Raw genomic sequence first — 16,803 nt, 5'->3', positions numbered from 1 at the left:
AACCGCGTGCTGGAGCTGACACCGCAAGGCGTACATCAGTACGGCGGCGGCTACACGGAATATGTCGCGCGCACCGGCCAGGAAGCGCCGGGGCTGCACCCGGGCGTGTGAACGGCCGCAATCCAGCCGAAGCCCGATGTCCGAAACCGCGTCGAGGCCGCCGTTCGCAACTAGCGCCCGCTCGTTTCGATGGGGCTCCTATGGCTGCGACTGCGCGTGCCGCACCTGCTAGGAGAACCCTAGCATCCGGGGTGAGGAAATCGCCCGGTTCGCGTGCCTAGCCCCGACGTGTGGACGTCCTCTTTAGGATGAGCGCGCCGGTGGGGATAAGCAGCGCTTACGCGCCTCTTTTGCTGTGCCCTGGAACGCAACCCCCAGGTGGGCGCTGGCGCATGATGAACCACCCACCGCCACGGTTGCTGAACCTTCCTCAACCCCTGCCGGAACCGGCCATTGTCCCGCCGCCGGGCGACATTCCCTATCCCGGCGAGATGAACCTCAGCGTCGACGCGACCGATGTTGCCCGGGGCATCTTCCGGGTCAGGCAGGTCCTAGCGGTTGCGGAGGCAGGGCCGCTGACGTTGCTCTACCCCGAATGGCTGCCGCTCCCCCGCGTCCGACATCGAACTGCTGGGTGGGTTGGAGATCTGGGCCGGCGGCGAGCGACTCGACTGGCGCCGCGACCCGGTCAGGGTGCATGCCTTTCACCTGGTGACGCCGCCGGACGTTACGGCCCTGGAGGTGACGTTCCAATTCCTGTCGCCGACCAGTCCGAGCCAGGGGGACATCTGCATGACCCCGGCCATCCTGGCCCTGCGCTGGGGCGCAATGGTGCTTTACCCGGCCGGCTATTTCTCGCGCCGGATCAGGGTCCGCGCCTCGGTGTTGCTGCCGTCGGACTGGCAATGGGCCTGCGCCCTGGAGACCGACGTCTGCGATGGAAGCCAGACGACGTTCAAGACCACCTCGCTGGATGTGGTGGTCGACTCGCCGCTGCTGGCTGGGCGCCACTTCCGGCGCATCGACCTGGATGGCGCGGGCGGGGTCTGGCTCAACCTGGCGGCGGATTTTCCCGAGCAGGCGCAGGCGACCGAAGCCCAGATCGAACCACATCGAGCCCTGGTGCGGGAGATGGACGCCCTGATGGGCGCGCGGCCGTTCGATCGGTTCGAAATCCTCGTGGCGCTGAGCGAGGAGCTTGGGGGTGGCGGTGTCGAGCACCACGGCTCGTGCGAGATCGTCGCGCCGAGCCGCTATTTCACCGCCTGGGACGCCAATGCCGCGTCGCGGGACGTCTTCGCTCACGAATACGGGCACGCCTGGAACGGCAAGTTCCGCCGGGGGGCGGACTCCTGGACCCCGAGCTTCGACCGGCCGATCCGCAACAGCCTGATGTGGGTCTACGAGGGCATGACCCAGTACTGGGGCGAGGTCCTGGCCGTCCGATCCGGCCTGTAGACGCCGCAGCAAGAACTGGACGCCCTGGCGCGAACGGCGGCGATCTACAACAATCGTCCGGGCGGATGCTGGCGGCCCCTGAGCGACACGACGCGGGACCCGATTATCGTGCGCCGGCAACCCCTGCCTTGGCCCAGCTGGCAGCGGAGCGAGGACTACTACGCCGAGGGACAGCTGGTCTGGCTGGACGCCGACACACTGATCCGCGAGCTGACCGCCGAGGCGCGCTCGCTGGATGACGTCGCCCGGGCGTTCTTCGGCGTCTCCGACGGCAAGGCGCCCACGCTCACCTACGGGTTCGAAGATGTTGTGGCGGTGTTGGACGCCGTCGCGCCGCACGACTGGGCCGGCTTTTTCAACAGAAGGCTCGAGGCGCGCGAGGTCGGCGCGCCTTTGGACGGCTTGGAGCGTGGCGGCTATCGCCTGGTCTATCGCGACAGCCCGAGCGACTTCGCCGCCCTGGAGGATGCCGCCGCGGACCTCGTGAACCTGAGGTTCTCCGTGGGTCTGACGGTGTCGTCGGACGGTTCGCTGCAAGAAGTGATCTGGGACAGCCCGGCCTATGCCGTCGAACTGGTCGCCGGCGACAAGCTGGTGGCGGTGAATGGCCGCGCCTTCAGCTTGCAGGCCCTCACGCAGGCGGTCGGCGAGACAGAGGGGTCCGGCGCCGTGACGCTGCTCGTGCAGCATGGGCAGCGGGCGCGCCAAGTCGTCGTGTCATACCGGGGCGGGCACCGTTACCCGCATCTCGAGCCGGTGCCGGGCGCGAGGCGGCGGTTGGACGAAATCCTCAAGCCGCGCGGCTGAAGGAGAGCCCGTCGACACCCGGGGCCCAAGTTCGGTCGACCCGCCGCGTGACGCGTCTGGCGCCGGGGCCGACGGAGGTTGGCTTTGGCCCACGGCCGCGACGGCGACTTCAGGCCCCGCCTTCGCCGGCGGTTCGGGCGATCGCGAGTCGTGCCGGGTTCCCGGCGCGATCATGTAGGCGACGCCCGTCTTCGCCGCCGCTGTCCCCAAATCCCCAGGGCCACTAGCCCAGCAAGGCTGGACACCAGCACGATCGCACCTCCCATCTTTCGCGGTCCCGCATGAACCACGAAGCGGTGGAAAAGCGCTTCATCTGCCCCCCACCAGGCCGCGGATGGCTTATGGAATCCGTGCCGGGGGAGGGCGCGCGCCGCCGCTCGCGCGAGGTCGGCCGCATCCGAGGCCGTTCGACCGCTGACGACGACGTCCGTGGCGGGCGCCACCCGCTGAGGATCATCGCTCAGAGACCAGGTCTCGCGGGTGACGTTGAAAACGCGACCCAGCGCAGCGGACCTCCGCGAGAGGTGTGTCTGACGCCGCAGAAAACGGTCCACCGGTTTCATCGTAGGGTAAGGTCCAAAGCTACAACGAGAACGCACCGAGAGCATTGTCGGGCCGCTGGCGGCCCGAATTTTGCCAGCGAATCGGCCGTCCTAACGGGTCGATGAATGATTTCGTGGATCTGAACGGCGCCTCTGGCGCCTTGTACCGCTTTCGGCTCTGGCCCGAGGCTGCGCCGCATCTGCCGATCGCCGGCAACTACGTGTTCCTGAAGGCTGGGGCGGAGGGTTTCACGGTTCTGCTCGTGGGAGCGACGAATGATCTCTCGCGGGCGCGGCACGCGTGGGGAAATGTGTCTGAAAGCGGCGCGACGCACGCGTTCACTCGCCTGAATGTGGCGAGAGCCGTGCGGACCGCTGAGCACGAAGATCTGGTCGCCAACTACAATCCGCCCATGGTCGAGGCGGGCTTCTAAGAGGAGGCGCGGCGGCGCGGCGCGAGAGCGTGCGCTGACGGCTGGCCTGGGCCCGTCATCCGGTCACCGAGCCATCGTCGAAGAAGGTCCTGTGGCCCAGCAGGCGGCCGAGGCGTCATAGGTGTCGACGATGGAGGCCCAGGGCTTATCGCCTGCCGCGTCGAAGACCGCCTCATACCGGGAGCCATCGTCGTAGACCGCAGCGCGCGCCGTGAGCCGTCCGGCCGCATCGGTCTCTTCCACTATCCGTTGCCAGATCTCCTGGCTGCGGGGATCGAACGTAAACACCACCCTGCGCCCGTCGTCGTAGGTGACCCCGTAGTCGACCATCGCCCCGGACGCGTCGTAGTCCGCCGTGCGGCTCGCCCAGGGTTGGCTCGCCGCATGGTCGAGCCACGTGGTCCACTGCGATCCGTCGTCCAGGTTGGTCGTGTAGGATCGCAGGACGCCCGTCGCGGTGAACCGACCGACCGCCGTGTCGAAGGCCTCGGTCCCCCAGTCGAAGACGGTGCGCTCGTAGCCGCCGTCCAGCTGCAGGATGCGCACGGCGCGCGGTTGGAACCCCGCCGCGAGGTCGCTGCGACCGAGGTGGACAACCCCCGCCAGTGTCGCGATGGCCTCGGCGGGCGCCGATCCGGCGTTGCCGTCCGCATCCCAGCTGAGCTCGTGCGTCGCGGGGTTGAGGCTCAGGAGACCCAAGGTGGGAATGCGTCCCTGGCCGTCGAGCATCAGCAGGAGGTCGACGCCGGACTGGAAGTCGAGGATGCGGTCCTGGCCACCGCCCTCGGTCAGGATGAACTTGTCGGCGTCGGGCCCGCCCCAGAGGGTGTCCGCCCCGCCGAGGCCCATCAGCCAGTCCTCTCCGGGGCCGCCGGCCAGAGAGTCGGCGCCCTCGCCGCCGGTCAGGTGATGGATCGGATCGGGGGCCAGCACCTGCGCCTTCACGGCCGTGCCGCTGTCGTCCGCCTGCTGGCCGGGCGCAGCGAGGTGGCTGTCGTCCCGCCATATGGCCAGGAGGCCGCCGTTTGCGCGCGGAGCGACCAGGACGCTGTCCTGCAGACCGGCCGCAACGTCGCCCAGCCGGAAGGCGGGGCCTTCGGGCAGACCGTCGGCCGTGAAGATTCGGGCCAGCGGATCGGTTCCGCCTTCGCCGCCGCCGCTCCAGGCGACGAGGAACCCGCCGCCCGTCAGCGCCAGCACCTGCGGCGCACCCGGGCCGTCGAGCTCCCCCACCTGCTGGGGCGACGTACGACCGGTCAGGTTGCCCATGCCCAGGTTCGCGCTGGGATAGAGCGAAACCCACGCCTTGCCGAAGGCGACCCAGGCGAAGGCCACCCGGCCGTCGGGCATGAGCGCGGTCGAGATGCCGGCGGAACTGTCGATGACAGGACCTCCATCGCTGGGGATCGGCGAATCCAGCTGCAGATCGCTGCTCACGGCGGCGCCGGACAGGTCGAACAGCCGCGCATGCTGGCCGCCAAGGCCGCCCCCGGCGGAGGCGCTCAGGCCCCAGGTGAGCATCAGCTTGGCGTCCGGAAGCTCCAGGAGGTTCACGGCCGGGTCATAGAGGACGACCGTTTTGCTCGCCGTGCCGACCTGTTGGGCGTAGGTCGCCTCCACGGCGCCGTCGGCGCCGGCGAGCGCCAGCACGGTGGCGACGCCGTGGAACCCCATCAGGTCGCTCGTCTGGACGCTCCAGGCCGCCGCGAACCCGCCATCCGACAGCCCGACCGCATGCAGGCCCAGCGGATGCTCTCCGCGCACGGGGCCGGCCTCCGCGTAGGCGCCCAGGTCGACCCGCGGGCCGGCCACGGCGCCGGCGGCGTCATAGAGCTGCGAATGCACGGTCGACTCGCCCGCCGTGGTCTCGATCCAGACGATGGCGAAGCCGCCGTTCGTGAGGGCAGCGGTCTGGACGGCGTAGGCCGGTCCGATGTTGATTTCCGCGGACGCCGCCGCGCCGTCGGCGGCGAACAGGCGGAATTTGCCGATCAAGGCGCCCGAGCCGGCGTCCAGCCAGGCGGCAACGGTCGCACCGCCGGTGAGGGCGGTCACATAGCTCGGCGACTGCGAACCGGCGGTCGCCGTGTTGACCAGGATCTCAGGGGCGGACGGTATGAAGCTGGACATGGGACTCTTCCAAGAGGCCCGACGTCAGACCGGCTCGGAGGAAGGCCTCTCGCGAGGATGGCCGCATTGACCGTGGACAAAATCCGCCCGGAAGACATCGCGCCAAGCCGTCGACAACGCTCCATGCTTACAGGGCCGCAGTGCGGACCAGCCCGACGTCAGGACGGGTGGAGAGGAGGGCGTTGGCGCCCGCGACGGATCGCTTCCAATTGATGGTGTCGGTGACTGCAGCGGATCTTCACGCACCCCCGCGATCACACGTCGCCGGCGTCGGCGACGGGACTCGCGGCTCTGGTGAGCGGCGGGTTCGTCCGCGGCCGCGCCTCCCTGGGCGATGTTGGTCGTATCCCGGTCCTGCAACGGACCGCTCGGCGCTGGCGGTCCCGCCGAGTATGCATGCTGGAGGAGGCGCGCGAGAGCGCAGTGTTGGAAGGGTGACGTCGAATGCCGAGGTGGCGGGCAAGGTCACGGTGATTACCGGCGCGGCGCGGGGAATCGGGCGCCCGACCGCGGAGGTCATAGCGCGGGAGGGCGCGGGACGTCGTCCTGGCCGATCGCGACCTGGACGTCGCCGAGGCGGCCGCGCAGGAGATCGGCTCCGCCAGCGGCGGCCGTCCGGTTCGACGCCACCGACGCCGCCTCGATCGAGGCCGCGCGGTGACGGCCGGCGTTGAGACCTATGATGTGCGGGAAGCGAGGTCATTGCTTCGAGACCTAGTGGGATAACCCTGGCCATGTTGCTCCAGACGATGATCGGCGACGGAATGCTCTGGTTGAGGGTGGGGCGTGACGGCTGCCTACGACTGCTGCCCCTCCCGCCCTCGGCTCGGGCGTGGCCGCCGAGGTGGGGCGATCCGGCGAACGGTTCAGGTGAGGGCGGACTTGGCCCGAAGCCGCCAAGTGCAGTCGGACAAACAGGTCCGCACCAAATCGAGCGGGGCCGTTCCGGAGCCTCGCCGGAACATTCGAGTTTCGGCTGAAGCCGCCGCCGCCTCGGCGCATTCAGCGAACAAGCAGCGGGCGTTACTGAGCCTCGCCCAGGAAGGACGCCCATGGCGAGGGCTCCGGACTTGATTACTCGTGGCGCGAGGCGCTGCAGAAGGGGGAGCACGTTGGGGCCCTGGCTACAGATGCTTACTTTGGCGCCAAGGTCGTCTTTCTAGCGCCGGTGATGACGGCGCCGATCGTCGCGATGCGCTCGACGTCGCGATAGGCCTCTTCGCAAAGCTGCTCCCCGAAGATGTCGGGGTCGATTTCCTCGTAGGCCAGGGTGAAGCGGCGACGCTCGAGCGTCCCCTCGAGGGCTTCCCGGAGCCGGTCCCGTCCCGCCACGATCGCACTTCCCGTATAGAGGAGGAACCGCCCGCCGGGCGCCAGGCGGTCCGCGCCCGCCAGCGCCCAATCCAGGGACCGGCGTGTGTCGTGCAGGCCGCCGCCGTCGCGGTAGACCCGATCTCCTGTGCCCGCGATGAAGGGTGGATTGGCGACGATCAAATCCACCGGTTCCCCGAGCGCATCGAGGTCGCGACTGCAGCGGAGTTCGGCGTCGATCCCGGCCGCGGCCAGGTTGGCGCGCGCCAGGTGAAGCGCCGTGGCGTTGACGTCCGTGGCGATCACCCGTTCGGGCGCGCAGGCGCGGGCGAGGGTGTTCGCGCCAGCCGCTGTGCCCGTGCCGACGTCGACGGAAGTCCGAATTGCAGCTCCGCCGACGACTTGGCGCAGGAAACGGGCGAACCTGTAGGTGTCCGGCCCGAAGAACACGGCGTTCGGATCGTTCGGCGGGTAAGCCGAGTGCAGGAAGAGGTCCTCAGCGAGACTGGACACCCGAACGGTTGCGCGGAGCGCGCCACATTGCGCCGGCTCAACCGCGCCGCCGTCCTGCAGCGCCCGCGGCACCGGGGCCGGCGCCGTATCCGGCTGGAACGGCAATGACCAACCGAAGATGTCCCTCAGGTCGGCGGCCGACTGCCGATCCGGTCCTGCAACGACCCGAGCGTGCACAGTCGGACTGGGCGGGATGAAGCGATAGCCCAGGCCTTTAAGCTCACGGAGAAGGGACGCCAGCGCCGCTGTTCGCGCGGCCGGAGAATAGAGCGGGGGTGCTGTGGGGCCCATGGCGGGCCAACGATCCACGGCGAAGTTGGTTCGACGTCGGATAGGGTCATGGCGTTTCCCAGAGGCAGCTGCGGGGCGCAAGTTCGGCCTCGACTACGCGATGGGCCGCCTTGCGAGCACATTCGCGGCCGCCCGCGATATCCGCGGGCCGCCCTTCGCGCCTGGTCCGTAGCCGGCGGCTTGGAGCCGCGGCCGGTGCGCTGCGCCAGCCGCGAATGTGCTTCCGCTAGACTAGTGGCCCAGCTGGGCGATGTGCGCCGTGATCGCGTCGATCTCAGGGGCCGTGAGCAGGCTGCCCAGCGCCGGCATCTGGCCCTGACCGTTGCGGATGACGTCGGCGATGACCGCCGCGTCGGTGCGCGCTGCGATAGCCGGTCCCGACACGCCGCCGCCGGTCGGGCCGTGGCAGGCCGCACAGACGCGCATGTAAGCCGTCGCCCCCAGGCTCACCTCCGGCGGCTTTGCGGCCGCCGCCGGCGCGCTCACGTTGCTGGTCGCCGCGCCGGCGGGTTGCCGGGGCGGCGGCGCGACGGGGGCCGGTACGAGGCGCAGGATCTCGTTCTGCGCAGGCGGCATCTGGTCGGTCAGGAGGTAGATGTTGCCGTCCGGACCCTGCTCGATGCCCCTGAAGCGCTGACAGCGGTCCATCAACAGCTTCTCTTCGCCAACCACCTTTTCGCCGTCGAGGATCAGGCGCGCGATCTGCATGCCCGACAGGCCGCCGACGAACAGGTTGTTCTTCCAGCCGGGGAACCGCGAGCCGGAATAGAACATCATCCCGGCCGGCGCGATCGACGGATTCCAGTAGTACAGAGGCTGTTCCATGCCGGCCTCGGCGGTCTTGCCGCCGTTGATCCAGGCCCCGGAATTCTGCCGGCCGTAGGCGATGGTCGCGAAGCCGTAGTTCTTGCCCTTGCGCATCACGTCGAGTTCGTCGCCGCCCATGGGCACGTTCTCGACGGCCCACAGCTCGCCGGTCTTGGGATGGAGCGTCGCCGAGTGGATGTCGCGGAAGCCTCGCGCCCAGACGGCGGGATTGGCGTTCGCGTCGTTCACGTAAGGATTGTCCTTCGGCACGGATCCGTCGACGTTGATGCGGAGCACCTTGCCCTGCTGGCTCTTCAGGTCCTGGGCGGCCGGCGAGGCGTCCGCCAGGGCGGCGGACAGGATGTAGAGCTTGCCGTCGCGGCCCTGCACGATCGCTCGCGGCTGCATGTCGGCGCCTTCCCGCAGCACCTTGAGGTCGGTCAGGCTCTTGTCGTCAGCCGACAGCCTGGCGCTGGCGACGCGGCCCATGGCCTGGGCGTCTCCCTCGGCGCGGGTGTGATAAGCGAGATAGAGGGTGCGGTTCTTGGCGAAATTCCGATCCAGGATCACGGCGTACATCCCGGAGCCGAGCCGTGGGTTGTTGATCTGCGGCGCGCCGGTCAGCGGGTCCGAAACCGCGCCCGACATTTCGACGGTGCGCAGGCCCCCGTTGCGGAAGCTGACCAGCATCCTGCCGCTTGGCAGGAACGCCATGCTCCACGGGCGGTCGATCTTGGCGACGCTCTCGACCGCATAGCCCTGGGTCCCCTTGACGATCGGTGCGCGGGTCTGGCCGGGGAAGGCCGGCGCCGGCGCATAGCCGTCGCGGGAGTTGCGGTTGGGCCCGCACAGGGCCGTGATCCGCGCGAGTTCCGCGGCCGAGCCGGCGGCCCCGGCGAAGCCGGGTCCTGGCGGAAACTGCGGTATCTCCGGCCGCGCCGGCGCCTGCGGCCACACCGGTCCCGCAGAGAAGACCACGGCCGCGATCGTGGCCCCCACGGTGAAAGCCTTCGTCCTCGACATGATCTCTCTCCCCGGTTCCGGCTGATCACGCGAAACCGGCCACGATCGAGCCGGGGCGTGCGCCCGCTCCAGCCTTACGCACAACGGCGGTAGCTGATTTGCGCCGCTTATAACGTGTTCCAACAATCGCGACGAGGCGGATTCCGGGGACCCGTCGCCCGCCCGTCGCCCGTCAGATGGGGCAGCTGGCGATTTCCAACTGGAGCATCGCCAGGACCCGGCCGAAGCCGATGTACTGGCCGGTCATCATGGCGAGTTCCAGGAATTCGGCGTCGGTGAAGTGGCTGCGCATGATGGCGACATCGGCGTCGCCGATGTTGTGGTGATCCAGCGCCATCTTTTCCGCGAAGTGGATGGCGGCGCGCTCGCGCGGCGTGAAGCCCGCGGCGTCGGCGTTGTCCACGCCCGAGGCGGCCTCATCCTCGGCCACCACCTCCGGGGCCATGCGGACCGTCTTGCAGAGCACGCAGCCATTCAGCGTGGCGATGCGCAGGCGCACCAGCTCCTTCAGGCGCGGCTCCAGCACGCCCGCGCCGCCGACGTGCCAGGGTTGGTAGAAGCCCTGGTAGGCCTGGACCAGCGCCTCGTTGGGCGCGAAGACGCGGGCGAAGTTGCGGCCGATCCAATTCTCTTCCGGCGCCGCGTCATGGATCGCCTTCAGGTACGGCGGCAGGGCTTCGGGTTCGACCAGGGGCATGCGGGACATGGGCGGGGACTCCATTCGTGTTCTGCCGCCATATTGCGCCCGACGCCGGGCGCCCTTGGGTCACCGAAGGCCCGGTTTTCCTTGACGGCGCGGGCTGTCGGCGGTCGCAATCGCGGCTCGTCCGGAGGGAAGCGTGATGATCAAGCTCGTCTATGTCATTGTCCGGCGGGAGGGGATGTCGGCCCAGGCGTTCCGCGACTACTGGCTGAAGCAGCACGGGCCCCTGGTGGCGGCCCAGGCCAAGGCGCTCAAGCTTCGCAAGTACGTCCAGAGCCACCCGGTCGACGATGAGGCCAGCGAGGGCATGCGCGCGGTGCGCGGGATGCGGGGGCCAGCCGACGGGGTGACCGAGGTCTGGTGGGACTCGCTGGAGGACTTCCAGAGCGCCTACGCGACGCCGGAGGGGGTCGAGTCGGGGCGGATCCTCGCCGAGGACGAGGCCAAGTTCATCGACTTCGAGAAGTCCGCGGTGTTCCTGACCGAGGAGCACCTGATCTTCGACCACACCGGCGGTCGTGGCCCGGCTCCGGACGCGCTCAAGGCCACCTACCTGCTGACCAAGCGCGACGACCTCACCCAGGCGCAGTGCCATGAGACCTGGCTCAAGGACCACGGCCCGCTGGTGGCCAGCTTCGCCGGGCCGTTGCGGATGGCCAAGTACGTGCAGAGCCACGCCATCGCGCCCGACGTGAACGCCGGTATCCAGGCAGGACGGAACTACGAGCCGCCGCTGGACGGAATCACCGAGGTCTGGGTGGACCCGTCGGCGGAGCCGCCCACGGATCCCGAAGCGGCGCGCATTGGCAGCGCGGCCCTCGTCGAGGACGAGCGACGCTTCGTCCAGATGGAGAAGTCCCGGCTGTTCTTCACGCGCGAGCACGTGATCTTCGATCACACGCGCTGAGGAGCGCACTCACCCGTGACGCCTTCCTCCTCGATGGAGGAGGGTTGGGTGGTCAAGTGGCCTCCGATGCGACGCAGAACGCGGCGCCGACACCCGCGCCCTTCGCTAAGTCGTTACCGCCTGGACGACGGCCTCGAACGCGGCCTGAGCCTTGGCGCGCATCTCGTCATCGGTCGCGTCCTGGATCGGATGGTCCACCAGCACGTAGCGGGCATCGTCCATGCCCAGCATCTTGCGCTGGGCTTCGGCGGCCTCAGCGAACTCGCTGGAGGCGATGGAGACGGCGGGAACGCCCTGGATTTCGAACCACACAGTGTCGTGCAGACTGCACGTCGTGCATGATCCTCAATCGGCGAGGCCTTCCACCACGACCTTGCACTCCGCCTTCATCTTCAGCCGCAGGTCCGACGGACAGGGCTTGGCGAAGGTAGGTTTGGCGTAGCGCTTGATCTCAGCCTCGGGGAAGCGGACCGCCAGCAGGCGCTCCAGCTCGTCCAGGAGCACGTTGCCCCGCGGCTTGGAGATGTCGAGCAGGCCGATCACGCCGGGCGTATTGCCCGCCCGCGGTGTGATCTGCCGGGCCACCGGCACCCGCTCGTCAGTGGGATCCAGGATTGTCGTCATCGACGTCCTCCGAAGGTGTGGGCGAAGGCTATCAGCATTCGATTTTCCTGGAAACGACGGCCGAGCCCGCCGCGCCGGTGAGCCAGCCATGGAAGGCGGCGGAGAACTTGCCGGCCTCGGAGCCGGCGACGACGATGTGGATGAACTTCGTGTCGGCGAACTTGGGGGCCGGCGCAGCCAGTTGCGCCTCCGTCATCTTGGCCGCCGAGGCCAGCGAGATGCCGGCGGCGGAGACGTCGTCGGCCACCATTTCGCGCAGCGGCCGCGCCGTGACCGCCTGGATCCGGTCGCGCAGCCGCGCCTTGGGATAGTCGCCCTCGCTGGTGAGGGTCTTCACGTGCTCGGGGCAGACGACCAGCAGGGTGTCGACCGGCATCCGGTGGATCTTGGACAGGAACACGCCCTCCAGCCCCAGACCCAGGGTGCCGGCGATGTGGTCGGGCTTGCGGGAGTCCTGGTCGACGATCTGCACCGGGCCGCTGGTCATGGCGAAGGCGGTGACGACCGAATCCTCGCGCTGGAACCCGCGCTCCACGTGCAGCGGCTCCCAGGGCGAGCCTTCCTCCCATTCGGCGAAGCACATCGTGAACTTCATCGGGTTCGACATGGTCGAGCGGTCCGTGCCGCCGGGCCGGGCGCCGCCGACGTTGCGGACCACGAGCCGCACCGCGCGGCCGATGGTGGCGTTGGCGCGGTTGCCGTTGCCGAGCGCGGCCTGCTTCATGTTCATGCCGATGCGCTGGCGGATCGGGCCGTTGACCACCAGCACCGGCGAAGCGCCCATAGTGGTGGCGTTGACGCCATGGATGTTGAACTCGTCCGTGCAGACCGCTTCCACCCCGGCGATCACCACCGGCAGGTACTCCGGCCTGCAGCCGGCCATCACCGCGTTGATGGCGATCTTCTCCACGGTCACGGGCGCCATGCTGGGCGGGACGATGGCCACGATGTCCTGCGGTCCGCGCGTCGTCCCGGACAGCATCCGCAGCACGCGCTCCGGCGTCGGCGCCACCACCGGCAGCCCGTCGGAGAAGCCCTGGTCGAACATGAATTCGTCGATGTCGTCGCCGCCGGCGACCTCGATCCGCCGCGCCCGGATCGGGCTGCCCTCCGCCTCGGCCAGCAGGCGGTCGTGGATGTCCGGATCCAGGTGCTTGGAGCCGCAGCCGGGTCGCCAGTCGGGCAGGTCCGCCCAGGCCACCGCCGCGGCGGGCAGCGCCAGGTCCGCGGCGATCCTCGCGGCCAGGGCCTCCCATTCCGCCTTGACGAAGCCTTCGAGCGGGGCGGGCGGTTCGCCATCGGGGCCGATCCAATAGACCGCCGGAACGATCTCGAAGTCCCAGGCCAGCGAGGTCCTGAGCGCGCTGTCGTCCAGGATCGGCAAGGTCAGGCCGTGGCGGTCCTTGAGGATGGCGTTGCCGTCCGCGGTTTGCCCGACCATCCACACGTCGGCCGCTTCACCCCAGGCCCGGTGAAACGCCTCGAGCACGGGCGCCGCCAGGTTGCAGGTGGCGCAGTCCTCCTTGACGAAGCAGATCAGGCTGGGACGCGCGCTCGGAAACGCCCGGGGCTCGCCGGTCATGTCGGGCAAGGAGAAGGCCTTGGCGGTCATCGGACGGTCCTCGTCTTCGCTTCGGCTGCGGGCGAATGGCGGAGATGGATGGGAATCGAAACCACCACACGCCCTTGGGACGGGTCACTGGTTTTGAAGACCAGGGAAGCCACCAGACTCCAGTCACCTCCATCGGCGCCGACACTAGAGCGGGTTCCGTGGAACCCCGAAGCGGTTTTCGACCATCCGGCGCACGTCGCCCTCGCGGACCGTGTCGCCGCGCTCATCGAGGAACTCCAGGAGCGGGACGATGAACTTGCGCGAGGTGCCCAGCGCCGCGCGCGCTTCACCGGTGGCGAACGTGGCGGGCGCTGGAAAGGCGGCGGCAAGGGCGGTGACCGCGTTGGCCAGCGCCTCTGCGTGGAAGGCCAGGGTCTGGCGGAGCGCCACGTTGCGCAAAGACACCAGCCGGCCGGACTCGACCAGGAGGCCGAGCAGGTCGCCGTCCTCCGTGCCAGGCGCGACCACGGCGGCGAGGTCCGGCGGCGTCACGCCACCCTCCCGGAACGCCTGCTCGATGCGGCTGAGGCGCGCCAGGGCGGTGGGCGACAGCGCCGCGAACGGGTCGTGGCCGGGGAGAGCCACCTGCGCGCCCTCCAGGCGGTCTTCGCCCGAGGCCGCGAGGCGTCGCTCGACGTGGGCGACGAGATCCCGCGACGAGATGCGCGTCAGGCCGCCACGGATCGCGCCCACCGACACCCACGACCGGGCCGGCGCCTCGCGGTGCGCGTGGGTGACGCGCGCCAGGTAGGCGTCGCGGGCCTGAGCGATCGCGGCGCGCGTCGCCATGAGGTCGTCGTCAAGGCCCTCGAACGTTGCGGCGAGATGGTCACGGGCCTCGTCCGCAGTGCGCAGGGACAGCCGGGCGGTCTCGGCGAGGCTGAGGACGCCGCCGCCACGCAGAGCCAGCTGGACGGCGATCGCCTCGAGGTCCCGGGCGGCCACCGCGTCCAGCAGCGGACGGCGCGTCTCCAGTCGGCCGCGAAGCGGGGGCGGGGCCGGATCCAGCACGGTGACGCCGCCGATGGTCTCCGCGGGCGAGGGGCGGCGCAGGACGGCGCGCTGGCCGGCATGGGCGACCACGGTTGCGGCGAACCGCAGCCGAACCAGGCCGCGTGCGCCGGGCGCGATCGCGCTCGTCCCGATCGGACGGACCTTGGCGATGTCCTGTCGCGCGCCCCACATCACCCGCACCTCGTCATTGGCCTTGAGCGCGCGGGCGCTCTCGGGCGCCAGGGTCACTTCCACATCGACCATCTGGGCGGCGGCGTAGGCGCCCGGTGCGCACAGGACCTCGCCCGCGCGGACCTCATCGGCCGAGACGCCGCGCAGCCCCACGGCGACCCGGCCGCCGGGCGGAGCGGCTTCGACGGCCTGGCCGTGGACCTGGACCGACCGCAGGCTGACCGGCCGTCCCGATGGCTCGAGCACCGCCGCCGCGCCGGCGGCCAGCGCACCGCCCTGCAGCGTGCCCGTCGCCACCGTGCCCGCGCCTGCGATGCTGAAGACGCGGTCCAGGGGAAGCCAGGCGCCCGGCAGGCGGTCGGGGCGCGGGCTGCGCGCCGCCAGGGCCTGCAGGTGGTCGTGGAGTTCGCTGAGCCCGGCGCCGGTCACCGCGGAGCAGAGCACCATCGGCTCTCCGGCGAGGAACGTCCCTTCGAGCTCGGCGGCGATGCGCTCGCAGGCCGCCACGGCGCCGGCGCCGGGCGTCAGGTCCGCCTTGGTCACCGCCACCACCCCGGCCCGGATCCCCAGGAGCCCCGCGATGCGCAGGTGCTCGCGGGTCTGGCGGCCGAACCCTTCGGTGGCCGAGACCACCAGCAGGGCCGCCCTGGCGCCCGTAGCGCCCATGGTCATGGCGCGGATGAAGTCCTCGTGTCCGGGCGCGTCGATGAAGTCGACCTCCCCGCTGGGATACTCGCGCCAGGCGTAGCCCAGGGTGATCGAAAGCCCGCGCGCGACCTCTTCCTTCAGCCGGTCGGTCTCGATGCCGGTCAGGGCCCGGACGAGCGCGGTCTTGCCATGGTTCACATGGCCGATCACCACGAGGCTGAGGGGCGCGGGGTCCGTCACCCGGAGTCCCTACGTCGAACCGGCGCGACCGTCATCCGCTTGCTCCCGTTCTCCCCGGCTCTGTACAGTCGAGCCTCTCAAGGAGACCCGCCGTCGCACGCGCACCCACCCTTCCGGACCCGCGCCGCGCCTTGCCGGCGGTGGGGACGATCTGCACGGATCCTGCCGCGGCCCCGCTGAACGCTCGGTTTGGAGCCGCCGCCGTGGCCGCCGTCCTACGCGCCGTTCTGGCCGACGCGCGGGCGCAGCTCGTGTCCGAGCCTCATGCCGCGCCGTCGGTCGCCGACCTTCTGCGGTCCGCCGAGGGACGGCTGGCCGAGGGCGCGCGCGAGACGCTGTTCCCGGTGATCAACGCCACCGGCGTGGTGATCCACACCAACCTGGGCCGCGCGCCGCTTGCGCCGGAGGCGGTCGCGGCGATGCAGGCGGCGGCGGGCTACGGCAACCTCGAACTGGACCTGGAAACCGGGCGCCGCGCCTCGCGCCACGACCACCTGGACGGCCTGATCGCGGAGGTCTCGGGCGCCGAGGCCGGGCTGGCGGTGAACAACTGCGCGGGCGCCGTTCTCCTGGCGTTGGCCGCGGTGGCTGGGGGCGCGCCAGTGATCGTCTCGCGCGGCGAGCTGGTCGAGATCGGCGGCGGGTTCCGCGTGCCCGATGTGGTGGCGCAGAGTGGATCGAGGCTCGTCGAGGTGGGCACGACCAACCGCACCCATCTGCGCGACTACGAGACGGCGTTGCGCGACCACCCGGAGGCCCGGGTGATCCTGCGCACCCATCCCAGCAACTTCCGCATGACCGGATTCACCAGCGCGCCCGCCGTCGACGCGCTGGCCCACTTCGCCCATGCCCACGGCCTGCTGCTGGTCGAGGACCTGGGCGGCGGGGCGCTGGTCGACCTTGCGCCCTACGGGATCGAGGGCGAGCCGACGGTGCAGGACAGCCTGCGCGCCGGCGTAGATCTGGTGCTGTTCAGTGGCGACAAGCTGCTGGGCGGGCCACAGGCGGGGATCGTCGCCGGACGCCGTGGCCTGGTCGATGCGGTGGCGCGCCATCCGCTGGCCCGGGCGCTGCGCCTGGACAAGCTGTCGCTGGCGGCGCTGGCGGCGACGCTGCGTCTCTATCGCCCGCCTGCCGATCCGACCCGGCGGGTCCCGGTGCTGCGGATGCTGACCGAGCCGGTGGGGCGCGTGGCCGCGCGCGCGGACGCGCTGGCGGCGATGATCGCGGATGTGCCGGCGCTCGAAGCGCGGGTTCTGGAGACGCTGGGCTATGCCGGGGGCGGCGCGATGCCGATGCAGGCGTTGGCCAGCCGGGCGCTGGCGCTGGAGAGCGCCCGCTTCAGCGCGGACGAGCTGGCGCGGCGGCTGCGGACCGGCGCAACCGGCGTGCTGGGCCGCATCGAGCGGGACGTTGTGTTGTTGGACTTGCGCACGATTGGCGACGCGGAACTTCCAGCTGTCGCCGAGGCGGTGCGAGCGGCCTCGTAAAAAGAGAAGGAGGAGCCGGCCAAGCCGGCTCCTCCCAATTTCCCTACTCGAAGCGGTAGGTGAGGGTGACGCCGTACG

Annotated in this window: 13 protein-coding genes and 1 tRNA gene; 6 read left to right on the top strand and 8 right to left on the bottom strand. The window is 70.2% G+C overall.

Going from position 1 to position 16,803, the window contains the following annotated elements; genetic code table 11:
* The 4 genes from QZV94_RS14565 to QZV94_RS14555 all read left to right on the top strand — a co-directional run.
* On the top strand, positions 1–111 hold a 111-nt coding region (locus tag QZV94_RS14565; RefSeq protein ID WP_293678631.1), incomplete at its 5' end, for a hypothetical protein.
* A 528-nt stretch (positions 112–639) separates the two neighbouring features.
* A complete protein-coding gene (locus QZV94_RS25200; RefSeq protein ID WP_367254496.1) occupies positions 640–1,458 on the top strand; it encodes a hypothetical protein in 819 nt (272 codons plus the stop codon).
* Positions 1,459–1,566: 108 nt separating this feature from the next.
* The gene (locus QZV94_RS25195; RefSeq protein ID WP_367254495.1) at positions 1,567–2,265 is read left to right on the top strand and encodes a PDZ domain-containing protein; all 699 of its coding nucleotides are present in this window, start codon (positions 1,567–1,569) and stop codon (positions 2,263–2,265) included.
* A 676-nt stretch (positions 2,266–2,941) separates the two neighbouring features.
* Positions 2,942–3,241 (top strand): hypothetical protein, encoded by a 300-nt coding sequence (locus QZV94_RS14555; RefSeq protein WP_293678630.1) that lies wholly within the window; start codon positions 2,942–2,944, stop codon positions 3,239–3,241.
* 63 nt (positions 3,242–3,304) lie between these two features.
* Here QZV94_RS14555 and QZV94_RS14550 read toward each other — a convergent pair whose 3' ends face one another.
* The 4 genes from QZV94_RS14550 to QZV94_RS14535 form a co-directional block, all read right to left on the bottom strand.
* Positions 3,305–5,371: a hypothetical protein gene (locus tag QZV94_RS14550; protein WP_293678629.1), complete on the bottom strand. Its 2,067-nt coding sequence runs from the start codon at positions 5,369–5,371 to the stop codon at positions 3,305–3,307.
* Positions 5,372–6,505: 1,134 nt separating this feature from the next.
* The gene (locus tag QZV94_RS14545; RefSeq protein ID WP_293678628.1) at positions 6,506–7,195 is read right to left on the bottom strand and encodes a methyltransferase; all 690 of its coding nucleotides are present in this window, start codon (positions 7,193–7,195) and stop codon (positions 6,506–6,508) included.
* Between the two features lie 522 nt (positions 7,196–7,717).
* On the bottom strand, positions 7,718–9,316 hold the full coding sequence (locus tag QZV94_RS14540; protein WP_293678627.1) for a PQQ-dependent sugar dehydrogenase: 1,599 nt from the start codon (positions 9,314–9,316) through the stop codon (positions 7,718–7,720).
* 172 nt (positions 9,317–9,488) lie between these two features.
* Positions 9,489–10,022, bottom strand: a complete 534-nt coding sequence (locus QZV94_RS14535; RefSeq protein WP_293678626.1) for a carboxymuconolactone decarboxylase family protein — start codon at positions 10,020–10,022, stop codon at positions 9,489–9,491.
* Positions 10,023–10,158: 136 nt separating this feature from the next.
* Here QZV94_RS14535 and QZV94_RS14530 point away from each other — a divergent pair, with 136 nt between their 5' ends.
* Positions 10,159–10,926 carry an EthD domain-containing protein gene (locus QZV94_RS14530; protein ID WP_293678625.1) on the top strand — a complete coding sequence of 256 codons (768 nt, stop codon included), beginning with the start codon at positions 10,159–10,161 and terminating at the stop codon, positions 10,924–10,926.
* Between the two features lie 105 nt (positions 10,927–11,031).
* On the opposite strand, the gene QZV94_RS14525 is transcribed toward QZV94_RS14530, so the two are convergent.
* The 4 genes from QZV94_RS14525 to QZV94_RS14510 all read right to left on the bottom strand — a co-directional run bounded on the left by QZV94_RS14525 (position 11,032) and on the right by QZV94_RS14510 (position 15,235).
* The gene (locus tag QZV94_RS14525) at positions 11,032–11,550 is read right to left on the bottom strand and encodes a UGSC family (seleno)protein (protein ID WP_293678624.1); all 519 of its coding nucleotides are present in this window, start codon (positions 11,548–11,550) and stop codon (positions 11,032–11,034) included.
* Between the two features lie 31 nt (positions 11,551–11,581).
* Positions 11,582–13,162, bottom strand: coding sequence for a hypothetical protein (locus QZV94_RS14520; protein ID WP_293678623.1), 1,581 nt, complete (start codon positions 13,160–13,162; stop codon positions 11,582–11,584).
* A gap of 36 nt (positions 13,163–13,198) precedes the next feature.
* Positions 13,199–13,293, bottom strand: a tRNA-Sec gene (locus QZV94_RS14515).
* A gap of 13 nt (positions 13,294–13,306) precedes the next feature.
* The gene (locus QZV94_RS14510) at positions 13,307–15,235 is read right to left on the bottom strand and encodes a SelB C-terminal domain-containing protein (protein ID WP_293678622.1); all 1,929 of its coding nucleotides are present in this window, start codon (positions 15,233–15,235) and stop codon (positions 13,307–13,309) included.
* A gap of 131 nt (positions 15,236–15,366) precedes the next feature.
* On the opposite strand from QZV94_RS14510, the gene selA reads away from it, so the two are divergent.
* Positions 15,367–16,725 (top strand): L-seryl-tRNA(Sec) selenium transferase, encoded by a 1,359-nt coding sequence (selA, locus tag QZV94_RS14505; RefSeq protein ID WP_293678621.1) that lies wholly within the window; start codon positions 15,367–15,369, stop codon positions 16,723–16,725.
* Positions 16,726–16,803 lie beyond the last annotated feature (78 nt).

The organism is uncultured Phenylobacterium sp. (genome assembly GCF_902826855.1).
Classification (GTDB): Bacteria; Pseudomonadota; Alphaproteobacteria; order Caulobacterales; family Caulobacteraceae; genus Phenylobacterium.
Note: the sequence above shows the minus strand (reverse complement) of the source record. Positions and strands in the feature narration are given on the sequence as shown.